Raw genomic sequence first — 24,938 nt, forward strand, 5'->3', positions numbered from 1 at the left:
CTTTTTATGCGTTGAAATACTTACCCTCCGGATGGGAGAAGACTAATGCTGATACACTCGCTTCTGGGTCCATCATGAATTCCTCGGTCAACTCTACCCCAATATCCTCTGGCTTAATTAAGCGAAACAATTGTGCTTGGTCATCTAAGTTAGGACAGGCCGGATAACCGAATGAAACTCGAATTCCCTGGTAACGTGCGATAAATCGCTCACGCATCGTCATCGATTGTGGGTCCGGGAATCCCCACTGGTCACGAAGCATTTGATGCAATCTTTCAGCAAACCCTTCCGCTAGCTCAAGTGCAATCGCTTGGATGGCATGAGACCTTAAATAGTCACCCTCATTTTTCCAGTGCTCGGCAAGTTCACGAACGCCTTTTCCTGCTGTCACAGAAAAGAATGCAACATAATCCATCACACCACTTTCCTTTGTCCGCAAATAGTCAGATAAGCATAGGTATGGATTTTGCTCCTGTCTTGGAAAATCAAACGTTTCTAGCACTCGCTCCTGATTTTTAGGGTCATAAATTAATACCTTATCACCGTCCGCTTGGGCAGGGAAAAATTGATAGACCGCTTGTGGTCTAATAATTCGATCACTTTCACAAATGTCTAACAGCTCATCGACTAACTGTTGTAATTCGACTGCTTTCGGGTCCCCCTCGGCAACCTTTTTCGTTACGTTCCCTTTGTATCCTAGGTGCTTTCCAATTAACATCTGCATGTTGACATAGGGACGAATATATTTCACCGGGTAGTCACGTAACACATGGCGTTCAAAGTCTGGTGGGACGAACACAGGTGCATTTCTGCTAACGGTTGATACTTTCGGTTCTGGATTCTCTTCCACTTCCTTAGTTGGTTTTGCTCGTTTTGCATCAACCATATCTTGCCTAACCTGCTCTAATTCCTCAAGGAGTCTATCTCGTTCGCCTGGTTTAATAAGCCTGTTCGCAAAAGCTAAGCCCTCCATCGCATCCTTTGCAAAAATAACTGGTGGTTCGTAATTTGGCTTAATTTTTGTATAGGTGAATTTTTTCGATAGAGCAGCACCACCGACTAACAACGGAACATCGACACCAGCCTTTTGAAAGTCCTCAGCAGTTGCAACCATCTGCTGGGCAGATTTAACGAGTAATCCAGATAAGCCAATCATGTCCGGATTTTGCTCGCGATAGGCTTTAATCAATTGTTCTGGTGGAACCTTTATGCCTAAATTAATAACATCAAATCCATTATTAATTAAAATAATTTCGACTAAATTTTTACCAATGTCATGGACATCACCTTTAACAGTAGCAAGTAGAATTTTCCCCTTCTTACCCGTGTCAGCTTTTTCCATAAAAGGCTCTAAAAACGAAACGGCTGCTTTCATAACCTCGGCACTTTGCAAAACCTCTGCAACAATGAGCTCGTTTAAATTAAATAATCGCCCAACTTCTGACATCCCGTCCATCAAAGGACCATTAATGATATCAAGTGGTTTATCGGTTTTGAGCGCTTCTTCCAAATCAGCGATTAGCCCTTGCTTCGTTCCGTCAACAACATACTTGGCAAGACGCTCCTTTAATGGCAAGCTAGGTGTCTTGACTGTATCTACTGTCTTTTTCTTCCGGTAAAAAGCTGTAAATTCGGCAACGAGCTTATCCGATGTCTCGAAAAGGAGGCGGCGCGCTAAGTCTTTCTCTTCGTCTGATATCGATGCGTAGCGCTCTAATTTTTCCGTATTGACCATCGCATAGCCAAGCCCTGCCCTCGTACACTCATACAAGAAAACGGAGTTCAATACTTCACGACCAGCCGGCGGTAAGCCGAACGAAATGTTACTCACACCTAAAATGGTTGGGCATTCCGGCAAATGCTCCCGGATTAACCGAATTCCTTCAACTGTTTCTTTTGCTGAGCCAATATATTTTTCATCACCGGTCCCAACCGGAAATGTTAATGGGTCAATAATAATATCGCGTGCTTTCATGCCGTATTTTTCGACTAAAAGCTGAACAATCCGCTTAGCTACCTCGAGCTTCCTTTCTCTCGTAACAGCCATTCCTTCCTCATCAATCGTACCAATGATAAGCGCTGCCCCGTACGTAACAGCCAAATTGGCAAACTGAGCGAGTCGCTCTTCCCCGTCTTCAAGATTCGTTGAGTTAACGATTGCTTTTCCTTGCGAATGACGAAGCCCTAGCTCTACCACTTCCGCGTCTGTTGAATCAATCATGAGCGGAACCTTCACTTTTCTTATCACATGGTATAAAAACTGCTCCATATCCTCTAGTTCCTCGCGGTCTGGGTCGGCAAGACAAATATCAATCACCTGTGCGCCGGACTTCACTTGATCACGCGCAATCTCTGACGCCGCTTCAAATTCTCCTTCCGCGATTAGTCGTTTGAACTTTCTCGAACCAATTACATTTGTTCGTTCTCCGACGAAAATTGGCCGATTATCCTCTTCTAAAAAAACCGCTTGTAACCCAGAGATAACGTGCTGGCTTTCATCTGCATATTCCCTCGGTTCCTTGTCCTTTATCGCCTCGCGAATCGCAACAATGTGCTCCGGCCGCGTACCACAACAACCGCCAACAATATTCAGCCATTTTTGCTCAACAAAGTCTGTCAGCTTACTAGCTAAACTCGTCGGTGTCTCATGATAATGCCCTTCCTCATCAGGCAAACCAGCATTCGGGTAGCAGCTAACTGCCGTCTGAGCTAATGAAGATAATGTCCGGAGATGATCGGTCATAAATTCAGGACCTGTCGCACAATTAAGTCCGACAGCTATCGGGTTTAGATGTTCAACAGCCGTATAAAACGCTTCAATCGTTTGCCCCGCTAATGTTGTTCCCATTGGCTCAATTGTCCCAGAAATCATTATTGGAAGTTTTTTACCAGTCTCTTCAAAAGCACGCTTAATTCCAAGACTTGCCGCTTTAACGTTCAACAAATCCTGTGACGTCTCAAGCAGGAGTAAATCAACACCACCAGTAATTAATCCCCGTGCCTGAACACAATAATCATCAACGAGCTGATCAAATGTCACTCCGCCGGTAACCGATAAACTTTTCGTTGTTGGACCGAGCGCCCCGGCTACATAACGTGGCCAATCAGCAGTTTGAAAATCATTGGCTGCTTGTCTTGCTAACTGGGCTGACTCAACATTAATCTCCTCTGCTAAGTGACTAAGGCCATACTCACCTAATACAAGTGGAGTCGCCCCAAAGGTATTCGTTTCAATAATATCTGCACCAGCTTGTAAATAAGCACGGTGAATGTTCAATAGTACGTCTGGACGCGTTTTGCATAAATACTCATTACAACCATCGTAAGCCGCACCACCAAAGTCCTCTTCAGTCAGGTCTTGTTGCTGTAACATCGTCCCCATTGCACCATCAAGTACTAAAATATGATGCTTTAATCTTTCTTTTATATTTGTCATTTCATCCACCTTCTTTCTTTTCCATTAAAAAAGGGCCTTCCCCTATGTGAGAAAGACCTTGATATTTGACATACGGTCCTCTCATCTATCAGAAATTAATTCTGCTGGAATTAGCACCGTAATGATAAGATTACCATCCGGTTGCCGGGCATCATCGGGCCAGTCCCTCTGCCTGCTCTTGATAAGAGAGTATAAAATTTTAAAATTATTATTAATCTTAACCTACATGTATTTGTCCATGTTGTCAATAACTTATTAGTTTTTTCCATACTAGTAAATATAAACAAGAGCGCAAGTAATCTACTATAACACCATTATCCAAACATGAAAGGGTAGACCATATCACCTGCTGATCTACCCTTTACATCAATTCCTATTATGAAACGGTTATTGTCGACTGCATACTTGCATGTCCAGTTCCACATGGTACAGTACATCGAATCGTATATTCACCTGGCTCAAGTGTGACCTTTCCCGAACCATCACCTTGAATATTTAAACCTGTTCCATCTACCTTTACGCCGTGAACCCCGTCTTTATTTGTAAGATTTATTGTAACCTCACCAGCTGTTGTAGAATAGTTCTCTTGATCAAATTCCCAGTTAGTTGCTGTTATGTCAAGCGTATTGCCCGAGCTTTCACTTTGGCTTCTTGTACCTTCATTCGCGCTTTCATCTTCTGTACTACTTCCACCTCCGCAAGCAGACAAAACTAGAACAAATCCAATAATTAGTACCGGATAAATAAATTTCTTCATAACAGAATCCCCCCATTTACAGAATAGTTACCATTATAAGTTAATTTAGAAACATTATCTAGAAACTATTCGGATTGTTAGAAATATGTCACATCTTCGTCCACTTCGTAGAAAAATCCAATTCATTTACCAAAGCATCTTAATAGTTATTAACACATCCAGACATCGTTTCTTTCGTTGACTGAGGATGACATTCTGATTCCACATCTTTCTCTTCTTTCCTAATGGAAATCCATTTACCACGTGCGAATTGAACGGTTAATACTACTGCTCTAAATGCAATATCGATCCCAATCGCAAGCCAGACACCGAACAATCCAAAGCCTAGCTGAATGGCTAATACATACACTAGTAATGTCCGAACAGCCCACATTCCGATTGCTGTTAAATACATGGGGAATTTCGTATTGTTTGCCCCCTGATATGCTCCGGTTAAAATTAGTAATAATGCTAGAAAGGGCTGGAAAACACCTGATACTTTTAAGGCTGTCTCAATATTACTAATTACCGTAACGTCATCTGTGAAAAAGCTCCCGGCCCAACCTCCTAACACAAATAGAAGTGCACCTAGAATGGACATAGATATAACAGCAATCCATGCACATAGTTTCGTGTAAATTTTTGCCTCAGCAATATTTCCTGCTCCAATTTGTTGACCGACAAGAATGGTCGCAGCTGTTGCAAATCCATACCCTATCATATAGGAAAATACTTCGACATTACCTGCAATCTGATGTGCTGCAAAAACATTTGTACCAAGCACAACAACAAAACCAAAATAGACGATTTGGCCAAGTCTCATGACTAGCCGTTCCCCTGCTGCAGGTGCCCCTAGCGTCATTAATTCTGCTAAATGCTGTTTGTCCGGCTTCCAATAAACGTTTCTAAAGGAGAGGACTGCAGAACGCTGTATATAGTAAAACAATGCAAAGCTGCCGATCAACCTGGAAAATACCGTCGCCAACGCTACACCAACAACACCCAATTCCGGAATAAACCAAAATCCAAAAATAAAGACATAGTCCAATGCTGCGTTTATGATATTGATCAAAATCGTAACCTTCATTGGTGACCGTGTATCACCAGCCCCTCTTAAGATTGCACTTAACACGAACATTAGTGACATAAAAATGGAAGGAATAGCTACCACTTTCAAGTAAGTCTCGCCTGCTTCAAGTACATTGGCCTCAATTCCCATTAATTTTAATATTGGTCCTGCAAAGAACAATGTAATAACACCAGTCAGTATCCCGAACAGAATAGCCAATAAAACGGATTGTTGCCCAATATGGCGAGCTTTTTCCTGTTGTTTTGCCCCTAGGAAATTAGCAATTCGAACATTCGCCGCAACACCAATTGCCATAAACAAGGCAAAATAAATAGCCAAAACAGCATTAGCCACACCTACAGCCGATACTTCGGCAAGACCAATTTTTGAGACGAAATATGTATCTACAAATCCGAGAATTGTTTGAAAGAAATTCTCTATCACCGCAGGCATAGCCAGTACTAATATAATTTTTACCTTATCCGCAGTGTTTTCTGCATGTTGTATCGTTTTTTCCTGATCCTTCATTTTTGGATACCTCCAATATGACACATTTATTTATAATCTAACCAATTAACCTGAAGGTATCCAAATCAACTAATTTTGTCTTGAAAGATAGTCACGACATTTGATGTGTCCTTGTTACCTGACTTTTGTTCTCTTTTACATTTTTTATTTATTGAAGAAATTGAATTAAACGGTTGACTTTTTTCGTTTACATATGTAAACTTAACTCATAAACAGATTACAGTTGTAAACGAAGGGAGCGATAACCACTTGTTAATGGAGGAAAAAACTAATATTACAGAAGCTGAATGGGAAGTCATGCGGGTCGTTTGGTCACTCCATCAAGCCACAAGTAAAGAAATTAGCGGGGTCTTACAAACTAAAAAAAATTGGAAAGAGGCAACAGTTAAAACATTGATAGGACGCTTAGTAAAAAAAGGAATGCTAAATGCAAAGCCTGATGGTAAACGTTATTTATATACAGCTACCATCAATGAAACTGACAGCGTAAACGCTGTAACTAATGGATTATTTGATTTTATATGCAATAAAGAAAGAGGAAAGACGATTGCTAATATGATATCAGAAGCAACCTTAAGTCATGATGACATTAAACTACTAGAGCAGACTTTAGCTGAGAAGAAAAAAGAAGCCGTGGATGAAGTCGAATGTAATTGTGCTCCTGGTCAATGTAAGTGTAATAGTCATCGCCATGGACACCATCATTAAAAAAGTGCAAGCATAAGGATAAGGAACTAGACTATATTTTTCTTATCATTAAAAAATAAAAGGGAGTGTGTTTACTAATGGAAAAAATAACATTATCAATTACAGGAATGAGTTGCAATCATTGTGTAAACAAAGTGGAGAATGCATTAAATGAACAAGATGGTGTAGAGAAAGTAAAAGTTAATTTAAAAAAAGGTACGGCAGTTGTAAAATTCGATGAATCTAAACAAACATTAGATCAGTTAACAGCTGCTGTAAGCGAAGTGGGATATGAAGCAATCCCTGAAAACTAGAATGAAAGGGTGAATTAAAATGGCAACAAAAACCTTGAATATTGAGGGAATGACTTGTGCTTCTTGCGCACAAACAGTTGAAAAATCAACGAAAAAATTGCAAGGCGTCAGGTCATCTAGTGTTAATTTAGCAACAGAAAAACTAAGTATTGATTATGATGAAAATTCATTATCAGTAAAAGACATCCAGGATGCTGTTGATAAAGCCGGTTATAAAGCAATGACAGATACAGAAAGTAAAACATTTGCGATCTCAGGGATGACTTGTGCTTCTTGTGTGCAGTCGGTAGAAAAAGCCACAAGAAAACTAGATGGTGTCTTGGAGTCAAATGTTAATTTAGCAACCGAGAAAATGAGTATAAAATATGACCCTTCTGTATTAACTGTTTCAAATATAACGGAAGCTGTCTCTCACGCAGGCTATCAAGCACAGGAGGATGTTGGTTCAGCTGATTCTGTAGACGAAGATCGTGCGAAGAAAGAAAGAGAAATTAAAAAGCTTTGGAATAGATTTTGGATATCAACCATCTTTGCAGTGCCATTACTGTACATTGCGATGGGGCATTTATTAGGCGCACCATTACCAGGTTTTATTAATCCGGAAATGAATCCAGAAGCATTTGCGATGATTCAGCTTATTTTAACAATACCTGTTGTTTTTGTTAACAAAAATATCTACATTGTTGGATTCAAAACACTATTTGCCAAACATCCTAATATGGACTCCTTAATCGCACTCGGTACTAGTGCCGCAGTTTTATATGGTGTTTTTGCAACAATCATGATTTACGCTGGAGAAGTTAGCTTTGCTAATGATCTATATTTTGAAACAGCAGCAATAATTTTAGCATTGATAACACTCGGAAAATATCTTGAAACATTAACAAAAGGAAAAACGTCCGAGGCAATCAAAAAACTAATGGGCCTTGCTCCTAAGACAGCAACCGTTATTAGAAATGGGAAAGAAGCAGAGATTTCGATTGATGAAGTAGTCGTAGGTGACATTGTCATTGTAAAGCCGGGTGAAAAACTTCCTGTAGACGGAATGGTTGTCGAAGGAATGACGGCCATTGATGAATCGATGTTAACTGGTGAAAGCATACCTGTTGAAAAAAGCGTAGGAGACAAAGTTATCGGAGCAAGTATCAATAAAAATGGAACAATTCAATATGAAGCAACTAAAGTTGGAAAAGATACGGCATTGTCTCAAATTATTAAACTTGTCGAGGATGCTCAAGGGTCTAAAGCACCAATTGCAAAAATGGCCGATGTTATCTCAGGGTATTTTGTGCCTATTGTTATTGGACTTTCAATTCTCTCAGGATTAGCTTGGTATTTTGGCGGTCAAACCGGCATCTTTGCACTAACTATTTTCATCTCCGTACTAGTAATTGCTTGTCCATGTGCGCTTGGATTGGCAACACCGACTGCAATTATGATTGGTACAGGTAAAGGTGCAGAGAACGGGGTATTAATAAAGAGTGGTGTCGCGTTAGAGTCAACACACAAGCTTCAAACAATTGTTTTTGATAAAACCGGGACGATTACAGAAGGAAAACCTAAAGTAACAGATATAGTTACTGCTAATGGAATATCCGAAGAAGAATTATTAATATTAGCTGCTTCTGCAGAAAAGGGTTCTGAACACCCGCTTGGAGAAGCAATTGTAAGAGGGGCAGAGGAAAAAGGTCTATCCTTTCAAAATACGAATGCATTCAACGCCATTCCAGGACATGGTATCGAAGTAGAAATAGATGAGAAGCGATTACTACTAGGAAATAAAAAGCTAATGGATGACCGTAATATTTCATTAGGGTCATTAGCTAAAACGTCAGATGATTTAGCTAATGAAGGAAAAACACCGATGTATATTGCAATTGATGATAAAATTGCTGGCATCATTGCTGTTGCTGATACTGTTAAAGAAAATAGTAAGAAGGCTATTGAAAAACTTCATGAAATGGGTATCGAAGTGGCGATGATCACAGGTGATAACAAAAGAACAGCAGAAGCGATTGCCAAGCAAGTCGGAATTGATCGTGTATTAAGTGAAGTATTGCCTGAGGATAAAGCAAGTGAAGTGAAGAAGCTGCAAGATGAAGGAAAGAAAGTTGGTATGGTTGGAGACGGAATTAACGATGCACCAGCACTTGCACAAGCGGATGTTGGAATTGCCATCGGTTCAGGAACGGATGTTGCAATGGAATCAGCCGATATTGTTCTGATGAGAAGTGATTTAATGGATGTTCCAACAGCTGTCCAATTAAGTAAATCAACAATCAGAAATATTAAACAAAATCTATTCTGGGCATTCGGATATAACACAGCCGGTATTCCAGTAGCAATGGGAATCTTGTTCCTGTTCGGTGGCCCATTATTAAGTCCAATCTTTGCCGCCGCCGCAATGAGCTTTAGCTCCGTGTCCGTATTATTAAACGCATTAAGACTAAAAAGATTTAAACCTGCAAGTAGCTAAGAACAAATATTGGAGGTGGGTCGTTTGGAATGGGGATTAATTCTACTTTTTCTTTTATGTCCACTTATGATGCTGTTTATGCACGGTAGTCACAAGGGTAAGGGGCATAATCATCAAGGTGAAAGTAGTAAAAAACACGACCATGATACTAACCATAACCACGCAATAGAACAAGATGACACTACAAGTCGAGTTGAACGGATGGATAGCTACAAAATTAACCAACTTGAAGGACAAATGGAGTTATTAAAAAACCAGAATGAATTGCTTCAAAAGAAGGTAGAAGAAGCTAAACGCGATTACAAGTAGAGTTCGTATTTCAGTCAGGTACCACCTAAAGGACATATACCTTAAGCGTGGTACCTGACATTATTAATTGATTGAAAAGTTCTATGCAAGAAACCCCCTGCTAACACTACGTGAGTTAGGCTCCATCCTCAATCCGGTTATACCGCCTTACAAATTTTTTGGAGTACAGAAACATCGCTACCAAATTTGCACATAGAATCACAATCACAACGCAAATCCGCAAACAGTATGTAAGAAATAGACAAGGAATCCAATGTTTTGAAAGATGGTCTTAACAGCTGTGCTTTAATTTCCTTTTCTCTTTTTTCAGGTGCCACTAGGTAAAAATCAACATCCTGACCAATCGATAAAGACAAGTCATTTAACCGCAAAATACCTGAGTATATCGATGTACTCTTTTCCACTTCAAAACCACTGACAATGTTGTTTCCCTCATCTAACCAAAGGACATCAATCAGTGATACCGTATCATAAACCGCTTCAGGAATTGCCGGGATAATCAGTTCCTTTAGGGAATACTCCCCAAGTTTTGTTCCATCCCAGACCCGCTTATGATCATTACGCGCAATCCATACCTTGTAACCAAGTGAGTTTCCAAGTTTAGCAAGGTAGAATTGCATCTCGGTGTGGACATTTTCTTCCAACACATCTAGATTGACTTGTTTGTGACGTTTCATCTTCACCTTAATCCGCTTCTCTTGTTCAGAATCAATTACCTTCGTAGCATTTTCCGCTATGACCAAGCGACTATTTCCAATTTCAAATAATAGCCCGGCAATTGCTCCTAAATCCTTTGACAGACTATGACGATAACGACTATTCTCCTCTAGTATCACCTCTCTCATTTCAAGGTAAGCTTGCCAGGAGCCTAGTTTTTTCTTTTGATTAAATAACATATTAAAACCATTGACAATTGCTGTATTGAAAGGAGGGAAAACTGTCGGATGTAAGAAATATAAAATATTGGCAACCGCTGGTCCTAATCCTTTTATTTTAAGAGCTTCAAGAGCGTGAATTTCTTTTATTAATTGCTCCTCATTTGTCGTTGCGAGACAACTTTTCAAAAATCGAGCAAATGCCCGTTTATTCAAATCATTTTCATAAATATCAGGGATTCTTAATTTAGGCTTCCAGAAGAATGCATGTGCTGCTCCTTCGAATACTTGCTTTTGCTCTGAGATCGCAGTAATTACTGTTTCAAGGCTTGAACCTTTGAAATCATTGCCAAAAGAACCTGTTTCTATTTCATTTATTACCTTCACAAGGCTTTTTCTAATGGAACGAAAAGCTTTTAAACGATCATCGTTATTAAGAAACCAAGTATGATAGACTGATTCCGGATCCTCTTTAAAACTTTTAATGATTTCCTCCAAAGCATAACACCCTCTCCCTATTGCTTTCTTAATTATACACCTTCCCAACTTAATGGGACATAGGAAACATAGGAAAAACGCAAGACGCGCCTTTGATTGACACAGTTTCACTTTTTTCTGTCCGATTGGGGTGGGATTCGGACTCGGTTGAGTGAGTTGTGCCTTTCTTGATGGTTGATTACCGCCCCAGGCAGTTGCACACACTTAGGGCAACACCTCAGTCCTTTTGCGCGATTTACTTCTGCGATAAAACTTATTGCAACAGACGGCTAATCAGCTATATTTGTCCTTAGTGAGATGCATTAATTTTTGCTGATATGGTTAATTTAAAGAAGAATAAAGGAGGGATTTTTAAATGGATAATACGCATGAATTTGTAGAAAAAATTCACGACAAGCAAAGAAAAGCAGAAAAAAACAAACAACATCAAGGGAATGGCCGTCCAAGCAACAAACTGCCTAGTAAGAAGCACAACAACAGCAATAGTTGAGAGGAACGAATTAATTAAGAAAAGCGGAAGGCACCTTGTTAAGGCCTCGACAGGCATAAGACAAGACCTGACGTGGCGGTCTTTGCCGCAGAAGGGATTATGGACCCCGAGGGGCTAGGAAGCGGAGTAGACAGCTCTTGGATCTTTTTATGCTTTCTTATCTTTTAAATAAATGATGGGTTTCGAGGGACAATGGACCTGTCCTTCAAACCCATCACATGTACATCATTTAGGCAGACCTTGAGATGAGAGGTAGCATTTATTTCTTAAACGTAATGTTCTCTTCGGTTTCACCCATTGTTAACGTCGTTTTTGCTGGTTTCGTATTGACTAATACTTTTCCATGACGAACCGAGTATAAAATCGATGATTGGCGACGAATTGCATCATATTCATCATCAGCGTCCAAAATGATAAGATTTGCACTCTTTCCTTCTTCCAAGCCATATTCATCAGCTAACCCCATTGTTTTCGCACTATTCGTTGTAATAAAGTCGATTGAGTTTTTGATTTGCTCATAACCCATTAGCTGACAGACATGTAACCCCATATGGAGCACTTGCAGCATATTCCCTGTACCAAGTGGATACCACGGATCAAAAATATCATCATGACCGAAGCTTACATTACAGCCGGCTTCGGTTAATTCCTTGACCCTTGTAATTCCGCGTCGTTTTGGATATGAATCCATTCTGCCTTGCAGGTGAATATTTACGAGTGGATTGGCGACAAAGTTAATCTCCGACATTTTCAATAAACGCATTAACTTATACACATAAGCATTGTTGTACGAATGCATCGCGGTAGTGTGACTTGCGGTAACTTTCGCACCCATCCCAGTCCGGAGTGCTTCGGCAGCAACTACTTCGACAAACCGTGACTGCTCATCGTCAATTTCATCACAATGAATATCAATGAGTCGGTCATACTTTTCTGCTAAGGCAAAAACCTTTTTCACCGAATCAACACCGTACTCACGTGTGAATTCGAAGTGCGGGATACCACCTACAACGTCAGCACCCATCCGAACTGCTTCTTCTAACAGCTCCTCCCCATTTGGATAGGATAAAATTCCTTCTTGCGGGAAAGCAACAAGCTGTAAATTCACATATGGAGCAACCTCTGCTTTAACCTCTAACAATGCTTTTAACGCGACTAAATCAGGATCTGTAACATCAACATGGGTTCGAACATATTGAATCCCATTAGCCATTTGCATTTTCAAAGCTTTCATTGCCCGCTCTTTGACATCGTCCTTCGTTAACGACTGCTTTCGCTCTGACCAACGCATTATCCCCTCAAACAATGTCCCACTTTCATTCCATTTCGGTTCACCTGCTGTCAAGGTTGTGTCCAAGTGAATATGTGGTTCAACAAAAGGAGGAAGGACTAAGTGTCCCTCTGCATCAATGATTTCCTCATCTGCTACTTCGATATGCTGGGCAATGGTTTCAATCGTTTCATTCTCGATTTTTATATCCCATAACCCTTCACGATTACGTAATGCTGCATTTTTAATTAACATAAATTAGATCACCTTTTTCATCTCTACTTTAGTTGATTGTGAAAATAATACTTTTATAATCATAGAAATGATAACATAAGATACCGCTGCACCCAAGGTTGCATTTAATGGCGCGATTCCTGGTACATATTTTGCCATCACTACGCCAATTCCCCAAGCAGCAATTGCTCCTACGTTAACAGCTTTAAATTTGGCTTGAGAAAGTGCCTGATATTTTCCACGATTAATAATAAAATAGTCTGCCAAAATAATAGCACCAATTGGGGGTAATGTAGAACCTAGAAATGTTAACCAACCAACGAAATTGTTATATAACCACATTGCAAGAACTGTTCCAAGTACGCCATTAAAGATAACCAATTTATTTTTAGAGATTTTCGTAATGTTTGAGAATCCAAGTCCTGATGCATACAACGCATTATCATTTGTTGTCCAAATATTTAGTCCTAATACAATGATTGCTGGTAATATTAAGCCTTGTAAAAACATTACTTCAGAAATATCCGACTGACCTGTTACGATAGCCCCTACTGCTCCAAAAATAAACATTAATGAATTTCCGATAAAAAAGGCAATAACTGTTGAGATGACGCCAGTGCGCTTATTTTTAGCAAAGCGAGCAAAGTCTGGCGTTAACGTTCCCCCACTAATGAATGAACCGACACAAATAGTAATCGCTGCACCAATCGCAATCGTCTCTGATGGTTGATAAGCAAACAATTCATTGAGTCCACCAAGCGTTTGAGTTGCTTCCACTGCCGAATAACTTCCCAAAATTGCAATCGCCGGTACTGCAATAAAGCTTAAAATCGTCAGTGCCTTAATGCCAAAGTAAGCAGTTGCCGTCATTAAAATACCTGAAATGGCAATAAGTAACGTTGTATCGATTCCTGTAACTTTTTGGACAGGAAGAGCAAACATAGCTACTCCTACGCCAAACCAACCAACCTGTGTTGCACCGAGCAAAAATGAAGCAAGATAAGATCCTTTTTCCCCAAATGCATAACGAGCTAGTAAATGCGTAGATAATCCTGTTTTTGCTGCAACATAACTTAATAGCCCTGTATATAATCCTAAAATTAGATTTCCGACTAAAACTACCAAGATAAACTGTGTTGCCGTCAATCCCATACCAAGCGTTCCACCTGATAGCATACTTGCTGAGAAAAAGGTGAAACCAAGCATGATTACAAGCATTTTCCAAAAACCATTTCTATTCCCCATTGGTACTGCTTGTAGTGCAAAATCATGATCAATATGTTGTTTTTTCATCATAATTCCTCCAGTTCAAATAGTATGAACCGGTACCTAAAGGGATTTTCGCATAAAAAAAACGCCTTGCCGTAGAGACAAGAAGCGTTTTTTCACACACTAGCAAATAAGGACAGTACAATCCCTATTTACATCCGCTCACCTTGTCAGCCTCACGGGACTGAATTAAAGGTACCAGTTATTTAATTACTTGTATTATGTCAGGTTGGCATGTTTTCGTCAAGAGTTTAGCAGAAAATGATCATTTGTAAATAGTGGCATTATGCATGAATAAAAGCATGAAATAAACCAATAGTCACTTTTTCTTTTCAAAGCGACTTACTAATGGAAGGTTTATTGTTACTTTTCCATTGACTTACGAATTTCCTGGGCACTGAACCACTGACCAGTAGGACCATCATTATCGAACAATGCTAATTGGAGCGCACCTGGCTGCACTGTTTCGACTTCATCAAATGCATTTGGCCCCCCCAAATCGGTTCTTAACCAACCAGGATCCATGCAATTTACTAATACACCCGTATCCTTTAATTCAAATGCCAAATCTTCCGTAAACTTATCTACCATACTTTTAGATACCCCATAAGGAGTCAAGTTAGGCTGGTCCTTTATTCCAGAAGTCAAATTAATAATACGACCATAACCATTTTGCTTCATTGCCGGAGCAAAGGCTTGGCAAAATTGTACAACACTATAAAAATTAACTTGGATTAAACGTTGGAAATCCTCGGTTTTAAAGTCCCAAATATCCTTTGACTTGCTTTGAATAGCTGCATTGTTATATAGAATGTCAATTTGATCATGCTTCTCTTTAACTTGTGAAATAACTTGCTGTATCGCAGCATCTGTGTCCAGTTCACCTTCGACAACATCTACCTCAACACTGTATTGTTTTAATAATGCTAATGTCGCGGTTGCATTTTCCTTCTTACGTCCATGAATAATCAAATTACAGCCTTCACCCGCTAGTGCCAAGGAAATTTGTTGACCAATCCCTCTACTTGACCCTGTAACAAAAGCTAATTTTCCTGATAATTTACCCATCCTAATCACCTCAAGTTTATGTATAATGATAAAAAAAGCGCAGGGCGCGTTGCTTAAATCGGTCTGTATAAACGATTTAATAAGCTTGGAATTACGACAGAACTGTAATCCCAAGCTCGTTATTAAATTTAATCTTTTTAAATTTTCACTGGCTTAATTTTCAAACCACTTATTGCTAATAGTTTGTTTAAACCAATAGTAACTATCCTTCTTCGTGCGCTCGAGCGTCCGGTAATTCACGTGAACAATTCCAAACCGTTTGCTATAACCTTCTGCCCATTCAAAGTTATCCATTAATGACCAAGTTAAATAACCTTTTACATTCACACCAGAATCGATTGCCCTACTTAAAGCAGTCAAATGCTGTTGTAAGTACTTAATTCGGCCGTCATCTTTGACACGTCCTTCAACAGGCTCATCATTATAGCAAGAACCATTTTCTGTGATATAGATCGGTACGTTCCCATAGCTATCTGTAATATGTGTTAAAACATTGTAGAAGCCTTCCGGAAAGATCGGCCAACCAATGTCGGTACGTTCATAGCCCATTTCAATAAATTCAGAATCAAGTAATCCGCTATTTTCTTTGTAGCGTGCTACATTACCTGTATAATAATTAATCCCGAGGAAATCAATTGGTTGGTTTATCGTTGCTAAATCACCGTCTTGAATGTCTAATGTCACGCCTTTTTGCTCAAACCATTCAACCATAAATGATGGATATTCTCCCTTAAAAACAGGATCCATAAACCATTCAACAAACCAAGCGATTTCTCTACGACATGCATCGATATCTTCTTGTTTATTACTGTACGGCTGTAGCCAAGTAGTATTTGGCGCAAAACCAATTTCCCCGTCCACACCAAGTTCTCTAAATTTTTTAACTGTTGCCCCATGCGCTACTAACAAATGGTGCGAAATTTGAGTTGCTAACTGTAAATCTTTATTACCCGGGGCATGTACACCGATGTAATTAGATAAGAATGAGATACACCATGGTTCGTTTAACGTAATCCAGTACTTAATTTTCCCAGAAAACTCTTTGAACATTACCTCAGCATAATTAACGAATGCATCAATTGTTTCTCTATTATGCCACCCACCTTCATCTTGTAATGCTTGTGGTAGGTCCCAGTGGTAAAGCGTACACATTGGTTCAATACCATTTTCGATTAGCTCATCTACCAATCGGTGATAGTAATCCAATCCCGCTTGATTTACTTCACCTGTTCCATTAGGGAAAATCCGTGGCCATGCAACAGAGAACCGGTACGCATCAATTCCTAATTCTTTCATTAATTTAACATCTTCTTCATAGCGGTGGTAACTATCACACGCAACGTCTCCGTTATCACCATTTAACACTTTGCCTGGTGTTTTTGAAAACGTATCCCAAATAGAAAGTCCACGCCCATCTTCTGTTGTCGCTCCCTCAATTTGGTATGATGCTGTTGCAGTACCCCATTTCATATCTTTTGGAAATTGTATAATAGCCATGAAAAAACCCCCTATTTTATTCATCTTTTCTTTGTTCAGATGTTATTCTGCTGTTTTTAATTGATTCAATCGATGAGTTATTCTATTAAACACATGATATAAGATGAAAGATACTACACTTCCAATAATTAGAAGAAAATACGGCGCGAAATAAGTTACAATTAACGCAGTGCCTATGATAGCTAAGCTAATTATCGTATGGAATATATAACTAATAGACATAAACAAAGCATTTTTTATCGACTGTAAAATCGAAAGCTGCTCATACTCAACCAAGATGTATACAACATAAAGAGAAATAAAGAAATATAACATAGTTAGGAATATCAGTGTTGTTAACAATACCATCTTTCCTGCGAAATCAACTTGGAGTAAAATATTAAAATCAATTAATATAATCAACCCAGCAATACCTATTAGCAGTCCGATTACAAAGCTTTTTTTGAAACGGGATTTAAATTCATTGATAAAAAGTTTAAATAATCCCGCATCAATTCCTTCTGTTGACCATTTTTTCATTACCCCAAATAAAGCGGTAGTTGCTGGAACTATTGTTATAATCGGCAAACATAACAGTATCCACATTATGTTTGTTAATAAAAAATGGGAGAAAATGTCTAATATGCGTAAAAATGCACTCTCTGACTTCTTCACTATGTCACCTTCCTAATCTTCTATCTGTATCCATCATGTAACCATTTCCGGCTAAACATGATTCCCGAACTAATAGTTCAGGGTCAACTAGTACAGGACTTAGATCGTTATTGTCATTAATTAAATCATCTAACATACGTGCAGCCAATCTTCCCATTTTATCTTTATCTTGTTTCACTGTAGCTAGTGGTGGGTCACTATACCTACATGCATCTATGTCATCGCATCCAATTATTTTAATATCTTGAGGAATTTTCAAACCTCTTTCTTTTGCAGCCTTTATCGCTCCGAGCGCCATCATGTCAGAAACAGCATAAACTGCATCTGGATACGGGGTCTCAGCAAGGATTTCCTTCATTGCTTCATATCCGGTTTGTTCGGTGTACGTTGCATATTTCAACCACTTTTCATGAACTGTCATGCCGAACTGATTCATACTCGTAATGAATCCTTCTTTTCGAATATTTGATATGACAGAATCTGCTGGTCCACCTATAAAGGCTACGTTTTTTATCGAGTTTAAGTAGAGATATTCTACTATTTTTGAAGAGACTTTCTGATTATCTGTCATCACATAACAAGATTTTGGCCCCGTCAAAGGGATATCAATGCCGACACACGGAATATTGCTTTTATCTAGTTCATATACCGATTCCTCCAGGTGTTCCCCAGCAATGATCAGGCATCCATCCAACTGAAAGTGTCTGCATTTTTCAATGTAATCGCTCGTCGCATTCCTTAATTTGCTATTGGAGAATACAAGAATATCATACCCAAGCATTCCAATTTCACTTTTAAAGGCATTAATGACCTGACTGAAAAAAGGGTGATTGAACTCAACACTTACTTCACCAGCATAAATTAATCCGATAAGATTAGATGTTCTAGTTGCTAACGATTTTGCTGAGAAGCTTGGTCTATACCCAGTTTCTTCTATTATATTGGTAATTTTTTCTTTCGTTTTCGGGGCAATACTACCTGTGTTGTTCATCACCTTAGAAACGGTACCTGGAGATACTCCAGCCATTTTTGCAATATCCTTAATCGTTAGTCTCATTGTTATCCCTCATCTAATTATTTACTATTTAACCGCGCCTTCAGTTAAACTAGCAATAAACATTTTATTTAACAGAAGGAAAACGACTATTAATGGTACAGTTGCCCAAAATGTTCCCGATAAAATCATTCCATTATCCCGAACGTATGCATCAATTAGTCCACGTAGTGCAACTTGAATTGTTTGAGATGACTCTTCGCGAAGTACTACTAACGGCCATAAGAAATCATTCCAAACATACATGAATTTAATAATAGCTAGTGTTGCAAATGCTGGAATTATAACTGGAACAGCAATATTCCAATAAATCCTGAAGTTTGAACATCCGTCTATCCTAGCTGCTTCTACTAATTCATCTGGTACGTTACTACTAATGTATTGCCTCATCCAAAAGATACCAAATGCATCAATTAAACCTGGAATAATAATAGCTTTCAAATCATTTAACCAGTCAAGCTTAGTAATTATGAAATACTGTGGGATTAATCCCAATTGCGGTGGAATCATCATCGTTACTAAAATAAACACAAACAGAAAATTCTTACCTTTAAACTGAAATTTCGCAAATGCAAATCCTGCTAGTGAACAAAAGAATAACACGCCTATTGTTATTACGGTGGAAACAACTAGTGAGTTCCACATTGCACCAAAGAAATCAATCGTGTTTAATACATTTGTGAAGTTCGTGACTAGTTGATTACCAGGTAACATTGCAGGCGGAATACTATTGATCGCACTATTATGGTTCGTAGCCATTACAAACATCCAATATAACGGAAAAATGGATAGGAAGCTAGCGGCACCAAGTAGTACGTAAATAAACGTTTTCCCTATCAGAACATTGTTTTTTTGACTTGTTTGACTCATTCGCTATACCCCCTATCGCCCAATTCGGTTTGCAACCAAAACGTTAATTCCTGATAATATTAGAATAATGAAGAACAAAACAATAGCTGAAGCAGATGCTGGCCCGAACGCTAAGTTTACGAATGCTTCACGGTATAAGTAAAGCACTACCGTGATCCCTTCTTCTCTAAATGTTCGACCGATATAAATCAATGGTTCTGTAAACAGCTGTAATGCACCAATTGTCGAAGTAAATACCGTCAAAATAATAATCGGTCTTAACATCGGAATCGTTATATATTGAATCTTTTGTCTAATTGTTGCACCATCAATTTGTGCAGCTTCATAAAGCTCGTTTGGAATTGCTTGAAGTCCTGCAAGGTATATGATCGTATTATATCCAATCCATCGCCAAAACACCATTGTAGAAATAGCTACTTTCAGACCCCATTCAGATGTAGACCAACTCATAGGATCTATCCCAAATAAACCTAATAAAATATTAAACAAGCCATAGTCTTGATCATTAAACATAATACCAAACACAATTGCTACAGCCACAGTCGATGTTACATATGGCATAAAGATGGAAACACGGAAGAAACTTTTCGCTTTAATTAATGTTGAATTTAACGCATAAGCTAACACAATCCCAACTAGTAATTGCGGGAGAGTTCCAAGTACCCACATAATCAGTGTATTATATAAAGATTTCCAGAAAAGAGGATCTGTTAAAACCCATTTAAAGTTTTGCAATCCTACAAATTCCATTTCACCAAGACCATTCCACTTTTGGAATCCTAAATAAAAACTAAAAAGGATTGGGAATAGCCCAAAAATGGCAAATAAAATAAAGAAGGGTGACACGTAAAGATATGCCGAAAGTGCCTCTTTTTTCTTTTCGCTTAAAGGTGATTTCTTAGGCGCTTGTGTTGCCTGAGACGGATTTTGTCCCATGCTTATTCTCTCCTTCCACTGATTATAAGCGGTCCATGTCTTAACATAGACCGCTTGTCCATCATTCTTACTGTCTTTCTAATTGTTGTTCAATACGTTCAACTGCTGCATCCCACTCAGCTTGTGGATCAGCACCTTCAACCGCTACATTAGTTAGGGCTGTAACAAGTTCGTTATTAACCATTGCATAGTTAATACCCATATAGACTGGTGTTACTGTTTGAGCTGCTTCGGCAAAGATTTTAGCAGTTGGTGCACCACTAAAGTATTCGTCCGTTGTATTCAAGAACTCTTCTGCTTCAAAAACTGCTGGTGCAGAAGGGAATAATCCCATGTCATTAAATGACTTTAATTGTTGCTCTGGAGCTGTTAACCAAGAAATAAAATCAAACGCTTCTTGCGGATAATCAGATTCAGGGATTGTTAAGAATGAGCCACCCCAGTTACCAGCACCTTCAGGAATCGTTGTTAACGACCAGTTACCGCCAGCATCAGGAGCATTACCTTTAACTACCCCAATCATCCATGCAGGAGCACCAGGCATTGTTGCATAGCTACCATCACCCATTGCACTACCCCATTCCGGAGTCCATAACGGATTTTGACCAACTAATCCTTCTTTTACCATTTTTGTTGTAAAATCATAAGCACCTTTAACAGTATCTTCAATAATTAATTCATTATCTTCATTAAAATATTGTTGAGGCTGTTGATCTCTGATTGCATTGAACACTAACTCAGGACTGTCAGCAATTGGTTTACCTGTTGTATCTTTAATCTTCTTAGCTGCCTCATAATAAGCATCCCAAGAGTCAATCTCAGCAGCAAGCCCCTCTGGGTCAGTTGGTAAGCCTGCAGCTTCGATTACATCTGTACGGTAAAACATTGTTGTAGGACCTATGTCAGTAGGTAATCCTAATTGGAAAGAACCGTCAACACTTTGTGCTTGTTGCCATTTCCAATCTAAGAAATTATCAGCTACTTCTTCAGCACCGTAGTCATTTAAGTTCTGGAATCTATCTTTCGCTTGCATAAACTTAGCAATTTGACTTACTTCCACCATAGCTATATCTGGTGCACCGCTACCAGCTGAAATAGAAGTAAATAAGTTGTTATGCATATCTTCCATTTCACCTTCGTTAAGCGTAATTGTCACATTTGGATTCGCTTCTTGATATTCCTCTATTAACTTATCATAGCCAGTACTACCGAAAACCCAAAAATCTAAATTGATTTGTTCTCCTTCTCCTGTGCCACTATCCTTATTTCCCTCAGCACCATCTCCACCACCACAAGCAACTAATGCAAGCGTTAACAGTAGTGCCGCAAAACCAACCAACCATCTTTTCATGTTTTGTTTCCTCCTACTAAAGATTATTAGATTACCAACTTGAAATATTGAAAGAAAATCAGGAAAACGGTTTCCTTTATTTTTAAAAAAATATAAATATTTATAAGTTGGAATCGGTTACAAGCACAATAATATATTATAAAATGATAAAAATCAATAGTTTTTTGTAAAAATATTTACTAATTAAGAAATCGGTTTCTTCATTGTGCATTATCACCCCGATGGGCTAGGAAGCAGAGTGGACAGCTCTTGGATTTTTTTATCCTTTCAAATCTAGAAAAAGGACAGGCAATGGCCTGTCCTTTTATAGCTTAAGATTATTATCTAAAAACTCACTTTATTTCAAAGATACAATTTGTTTTGTTTCCTGGGATTCTAATGCAGCTAAGATAATCTGTAAAGATTTCATACCCTCTTCACCTGTTATGAGAGGTGTTCTGTCCTCAATAATACATTGAATAAAGTGATCAATGACATGAGTTGTTGTTTGTCCGCCACTTTCATTTGTTTGAATTCTATCTAATTTATGGCTAATAACATTTCCATTTCGATATTCCTCAATCAACGAATATTCCGGGTCGGCCTCTAACTTAAGTGACCCATTTTCACCATAAATAATCGTTGAATTATCACTTTGTGCGACATAAGACCAGCTTGCTGTAAGAGTACCAATAATTCCACTCTCAGTCCGTAATAGACAAACAGCATTGTCATCTACGTCTGTATTTTGTTTTGCATTCGTCTCAATAAATGAGGCAACTTCTGTAAATTCACCGAGCAAATAACGCATTAAATCTGCTTTATGAACACCTAGGTCGCCCATTGCACCTATAAATGCTTGGTCTTTATTAAAAAACCAACTATCAGCTCCATCAATACTCCAACGTTCAGGTCCGCCGTGGCCAAAAGTTGTTTTAAAACTATAGATTTTGCCGAGCTTGCCGCTATCGATAATTTCTTTGGCAGTCTGATGTGAAGCAACAAAACGCTGATTATGAGCAATCATAAGTTTTTTACCACTAGCAACAGATGCGTCTACCATTGCTTTTGCTTCTTCTTCTGATGTCGCCATTGGTTTCTCACACAGTACATGCTTACCAGCATTAAGTGCATCAATCGAAACAGGTGCATGTAAATAATTTGGTAAACAGACACTGATCGCATCAATTTCATCGAGATTTAGCACTTCTTTATAATCCGTATAAGATTTCGCCCCATACAATGAGGCCATTTCTTCTGATCGTTCTTTTACTACATCACATACCGCGACAATCTCTACCTGATTATTTGCATTATACTCAGGTAGATGTCGTAATCTTGAAATACTTCCACAACCAATTACCCCAATTTTAACTTTACTCACTTTATCATTCCCCTGTCTTTATCGTTTTTTATTTCTACTCATTTTCACAGATTGTTATCTTTTATTCCTTTACTACATACGGAAGTTTTGTTTTCAAATAATTGATACTTATTTCAAGGCTTTCGAATGGCGTACGACGGGACACATCTTGTTCAACAACCCACCACTTGACATTTGCTGTTTCCCCAGTAGCAAGAACCGCTTCGATATCCACACCGCCTGTTCCAAGCTCTGCAAAAAATCGTTCTTCATCTGTCGTCATATCTTTCAAATGAACTAATGGTGCCCTTGTCTTATATTTGTTGATCCAATCGACAGGGTTTTCCGATGCTTTCGTAAGCCAGTACACATCAAGCTCTGTTTGTACATTTGTTTCATCAAAGATAGTTTCCAGTGCGGTTCTCCCATCTTGTAAACGCTCTAGTTCAAAGTCATGGTTGTGATAGCAAAGCGTTATTCCTTCGCGTGCACAGTTTTCACTAGCTTGATTTAAAATTGAAATCAGCGCTTGATAATCTTCTTCACTACGTTGGTCAGGCTGCAAAAAAGGACAGACAATAAATTTACTTCCTAACACTTTTTGATCCTCGATTACTTGAGCTAAATTATCTCTAATTTGATCAAGTGGTATATGGCTCGATGCTGCTTGAAGGCCATATTCTTCTAATAAAGCTTTTACTTCTGACGCTGTTAATCCTCCGTACCCTGCAAACTCAACCCCATCAAACCCAAGTTCAGCAACTTTTTTTAATGTTTCCTTGAAATTTTGCTGACTTTCTTCCCTTAGTGTAAACATTTGTACTGCAACTGGTATTTTCTTCATAAGACGCCTCTTTCCTAAAGTTTTTTGTAGAAATAATCATAAAGCTAGTTATCACTTATTTTGCTTTATCATATAGAGGTTCTTTATTTATGTAAATAACTGATATAATTGAAACATCAACTATTTTACTATTTTTCAAAAAGGAGATTCTATGATTAACATTGGTCTTTGTAGTTATTCCTATCACACCAAGCAGTTTTATTCCTTACATAAAGATGGATTAACAGATTATCTTTTTCGTTTACAAACAGAAGGAAACGCTTTAATTGTTGTTAAAGGACAAACATACTCGATTGAAAAGGGTGACCTTCTCCTATTAAAACCAGGTCAACATTATGAACTAAAAATCGAAGAAGGACAAAATAGTGGGGATTACCACTTATTTTGTAGAGGAGAATGGATTGATAATTGGTGGGACCGTTCTAACAAGCCGAGCGTTTCGCGATTGGAATTAGACGAAAAGATTCTAGCAATTTGGCGCCATCTGATCATCGAGGGGCGTCGTCCACCTAGTGAGGAACACAAGGAACTAAAAGATTACTTGATGAAGGTAATGTGTCTATCACTAGAAAGGGCTGTCAATGAAACCGCCTCATCTTTTAGCCGCCCATACGTAGTTACTCAAATGATGCGATATATTGAAGAACATGCCTTAACCTCCTTCAAAATTGAGGACGTTGCACAACAAGTCGGGCTTAGCGTTTCACGTTCTGTTCACTTATTTAAAAGTAATGTCAAAAAAACAATGATAGAATATGCCCAGGAAATTCGCTTATCGGCGGCTATTGATCAAATGAAATATACATCAATGACACTTGAAAAAATCGCAGAAAACTGCGGATTTGGAAGTTATGCTTATTTTCACAAAACATTTAAAAAGAAGTTCAAGATCTCCCCAGGAGTGTATAGGCAGAATGAGTAACGCTACACCTTTGAGGGAAGCTCAGGGATTGTACTTGTACTTCCACAAAACCCGGGTAGTGCATAGGGCACTACCCGGGTTTAACTATTTCTTATAGGTCTGTTTGATTTCCTTCTGCGTCTCTTTCAACCTTCATCTTCGTTGCGGCGATGTACCCTTGTTCAGCAAGTAAGCCTGATTGAACATCGTCACTCATTAAGTAGTCAAGG

The 24,938-nt window shown here is 38.7% G+C and carries 21 protein-coding genes and 1 riboswitch; of the genes, 6 read left to right on the forward strand and 15 right to left on the reverse strand.

Going from position 1 to position 24,938, the window contains the following annotated elements:
• Nucleotides 1-4: 4 nt before the first annotated feature.
• The 3 genes from metH to NC799_RS08755 all read right to left on the reverse strand — a co-directional run bounded on the left by metH (nt 5) and on the right by NC799_RS08755 (nt 5,769).
• On the reverse strand, nt 5-3,436 hold the full coding sequence (gene metH / locus NC799_RS08745) for a methionine synthase (protein ID WP_272446058.1): 3,432 nt from the start codon (nt 3,434-3,436) through the stop codon (nt 5-7).
• A gap of 78 nt (nt 3,437-3,514) precedes the next feature.
• Nucleotides 3,515-3,624: riboswitch (SAM riboswitch) on the reverse strand.
• A gap of 188 nt (nt 3,625-3,812) precedes the next feature.
• Nucleotides 3,813-4,193 carry a cupredoxin domain-containing protein gene (locus NC799_RS08750; RefSeq protein WP_272446059.1) on the reverse strand — a complete coding sequence of 127 codons (381 nt, stop codon included), beginning with the start codon at nt 4,191-4,193 and terminating at the stop codon, nt 3,813-3,815.
• A 139-nt stretch (nt 4,194-4,332) separates the two neighbouring features.
• The gene (locus NC799_RS08755; RefSeq protein ID WP_272446060.1) at nt 4,333-5,769 is read right to left on the reverse strand and encodes an MATE family efflux transporter; all 1,437 of its coding nucleotides are present in this window, start codon (nt 5,767-5,769) and stop codon (nt 4,333-4,335) included.
• Nucleotides 5,770-6,024: 255 nt separating this feature from the next.
• Between NC799_RS08755 and NC799_RS08760 the strand changes: the two genes are divergently transcribed.
• From NC799_RS08760 to NC799_RS08775, 4 genes are all read left to right on the forward strand, one after another.
• Nucleotides 6,025-6,477, forward strand: a complete 453-nt coding sequence (locus tag NC799_RS08760; protein ID WP_272446092.1) for a CopY/TcrY family copper transport repressor — start codon at nt 6,025-6,027, stop codon at nt 6,475-6,477.
• A gap of 77 nt (nt 6,478-6,554) precedes the next feature.
• A complete protein-coding gene (gene copZ, locus NC799_RS08765) occupies nt 6,555-6,770 on the forward strand; it encodes a copper chaperone CopZ (RefSeq protein ID WP_272446061.1) in 216 nt (71 codons plus the stop codon).
• A gap of 19 nt (nt 6,771-6,789) precedes the next feature.
• Nucleotides 6,790-9,246 carry a heavy metal translocating P-type ATPase gene (locus NC799_RS08770; RefSeq protein WP_272446062.1) on the forward strand — a complete coding sequence of 819 codons (2,457 nt, stop codon included), beginning with the start codon at nt 6,790-6,792 and terminating at the stop codon, nt 9,244-9,246.
• A gap of 24 nt (nt 9,247-9,270) precedes the next feature.
• Nucleotides 9,271-9,555, forward strand: coding sequence for a DUF2933 domain-containing protein (locus NC799_RS08775; RefSeq protein ID WP_272446063.1), 285 nt, complete (start codon nt 9,271-9,273; stop codon nt 9,553-9,555).
• A 137-nt stretch (nt 9,556-9,692) separates the two neighbouring features.
• Here NC799_RS08775 and NC799_RS08780 read toward each other — a convergent pair whose 3' ends face one another.
• Nucleotides 9,693-10,928, reverse strand: a complete 1,236-nt coding sequence (locus NC799_RS08780) for a hypothetical protein (protein WP_272446064.1) — start codon at nt 10,926-10,928, stop codon at nt 9,693-9,695.
• A gap of 355 nt (nt 10,929-11,283) precedes the next feature.
• Between NC799_RS08780 and NC799_RS08785 the strand changes: the two genes are divergently transcribed.
• Nucleotides 11,284-11,418: a DUF4023 domain-containing protein gene (locus tag NC799_RS08785; protein WP_272446065.1), complete on the forward strand. Its 135-nt coding sequence runs from the start codon at nt 11,284-11,286 to the stop codon at nt 11,416-11,418.
• 259 nt (nt 11,419-11,677) lie between these two features.
• On the opposite strand, the gene NC799_RS08790 is transcribed toward NC799_RS08785, so the two are convergent.
• The 11 genes from NC799_RS08790 to NC799_RS08840 form a co-directional block, all read right to left on the reverse strand.
• Nucleotides 11,678-12,943: a cytosine deaminase gene (locus NC799_RS08790; RefSeq protein WP_272446066.1), complete on the reverse strand. Its 1,266-nt coding sequence runs from the start codon at nt 12,941-12,943 to the stop codon at nt 11,678-11,680.
• 3 nt (nt 12,944-12,946) lie between these two features.
• Nucleotides 12,947-14,215, reverse strand: a complete 1,269-nt coding sequence (gene codB, locus NC799_RS08795) for a cytosine permease (RefSeq protein WP_272446067.1) — start codon at nt 14,213-14,215, stop codon at nt 12,947-12,949.
• Nucleotides 14,216-14,554: 339 nt separating this feature from the next.
• Nucleotides 14,555-15,259 carry an SDR family NAD(P)-dependent oxidoreductase gene (locus tag NC799_RS08800; RefSeq protein ID WP_272446068.1) on the reverse strand — a complete coding sequence of 235 codons (705 nt, stop codon included), beginning with the start codon at nt 15,257-15,259 and terminating at the stop codon, nt 14,555-14,557.
• A gap of 153 nt (nt 15,260-15,412) precedes the next feature.
• Nucleotides 15,413-16,756 carry a GH1 family beta-glucosidase gene (locus tag NC799_RS08805; RefSeq protein WP_272446069.1) on the reverse strand — a complete coding sequence of 448 codons (1,344 nt, stop codon included), beginning with the start codon at nt 16,754-16,756 and terminating at the stop codon, nt 15,413-15,415.
• A gap of 42 nt (nt 16,757-16,798) precedes the next feature.
• Nucleotides 16,799-17,410, reverse strand: coding sequence for a YesL family protein (locus NC799_RS08810; protein ID WP_272446070.1), 612 nt, complete (start codon nt 17,408-17,410; stop codon nt 16,799-16,801).
• A 4-nt stretch (nt 17,411-17,414) separates the two neighbouring features.
• A complete protein-coding gene (locus NC799_RS08815; RefSeq protein WP_272446071.1) occupies nt 17,415-18,467 on the reverse strand; it encodes a LacI family DNA-binding transcriptional regulator in 1,053 nt (350 codons plus the stop codon).
• Between the two features lie 24 nt (nt 18,468-18,491).
• A complete protein-coding gene (locus tag NC799_RS08820; RefSeq protein WP_272446072.1) occupies nt 18,492-19,334 on the reverse strand; it encodes a carbohydrate ABC transporter permease in 843 nt (280 codons plus the stop codon).
• A gap of 12 nt (nt 19,335-19,346) precedes the next feature.
• Nucleotides 19,347-20,270 (reverse strand): carbohydrate ABC transporter permease, encoded by a 924-nt coding sequence (locus NC799_RS08825; RefSeq protein ID WP_272446073.1) that lies wholly within the window; start codon nt 20,268-20,270, stop codon nt 19,347-19,349.
• Nucleotides 20,271-20,337: 67 nt separating this feature from the next.
• Nucleotides 20,338-21,621, reverse strand: coding sequence for an ABC transporter substrate-binding protein (locus NC799_RS08830; RefSeq protein WP_272446074.1), 1,284 nt, complete (start codon nt 21,619-21,621; stop codon nt 20,338-20,340).
• Nucleotides 21,622-21,958: 337 nt separating this feature from the next.
• Complete coding sequence (locus tag NC799_RS08835; RefSeq protein ID WP_272446075.1) at nt 21,959-22,984, reverse strand: Gfo/Idh/MocA family protein; 1,026 nt, start codon at nt 22,982-22,984, stop codon at nt 21,959-21,961.
• A 61-nt stretch (nt 22,985-23,045) separates the two neighbouring features.
• The gene (locus tag NC799_RS08840; protein ID WP_272446076.1) at nt 23,046-23,807 is read right to left on the reverse strand and encodes a sugar phosphate isomerase/epimerase family protein; all 762 of its coding nucleotides are present in this window, start codon (nt 23,805-23,807) and stop codon (nt 23,046-23,048) included.
• A 151-nt stretch (nt 23,808-23,958) separates the two neighbouring features.
• Between NC799_RS08840 and NC799_RS08845 the strand changes: the two genes are divergently transcribed.
• Nucleotides 23,959-24,729 carry an AraC family transcriptional regulator gene (locus NC799_RS08845; RefSeq protein ID WP_272446077.1) on the forward strand — a complete coding sequence of 257 codons (771 nt, stop codon included), beginning with the start codon at nt 23,959-23,961 and terminating at the stop codon, nt 24,727-24,729.
• The last annotated feature ends 209 nt before the right edge of the window (nt 24,730-24,938 follow it).

Source organism: Aquibacillus salsiterrae, assembly GCF_028416595.1.
GTDB lineage: Bacteria > Bacillota > Bacilli > Bacillales > Amphibacillaceae > Aquibacillus_A > Aquibacillus_A salsiterrae.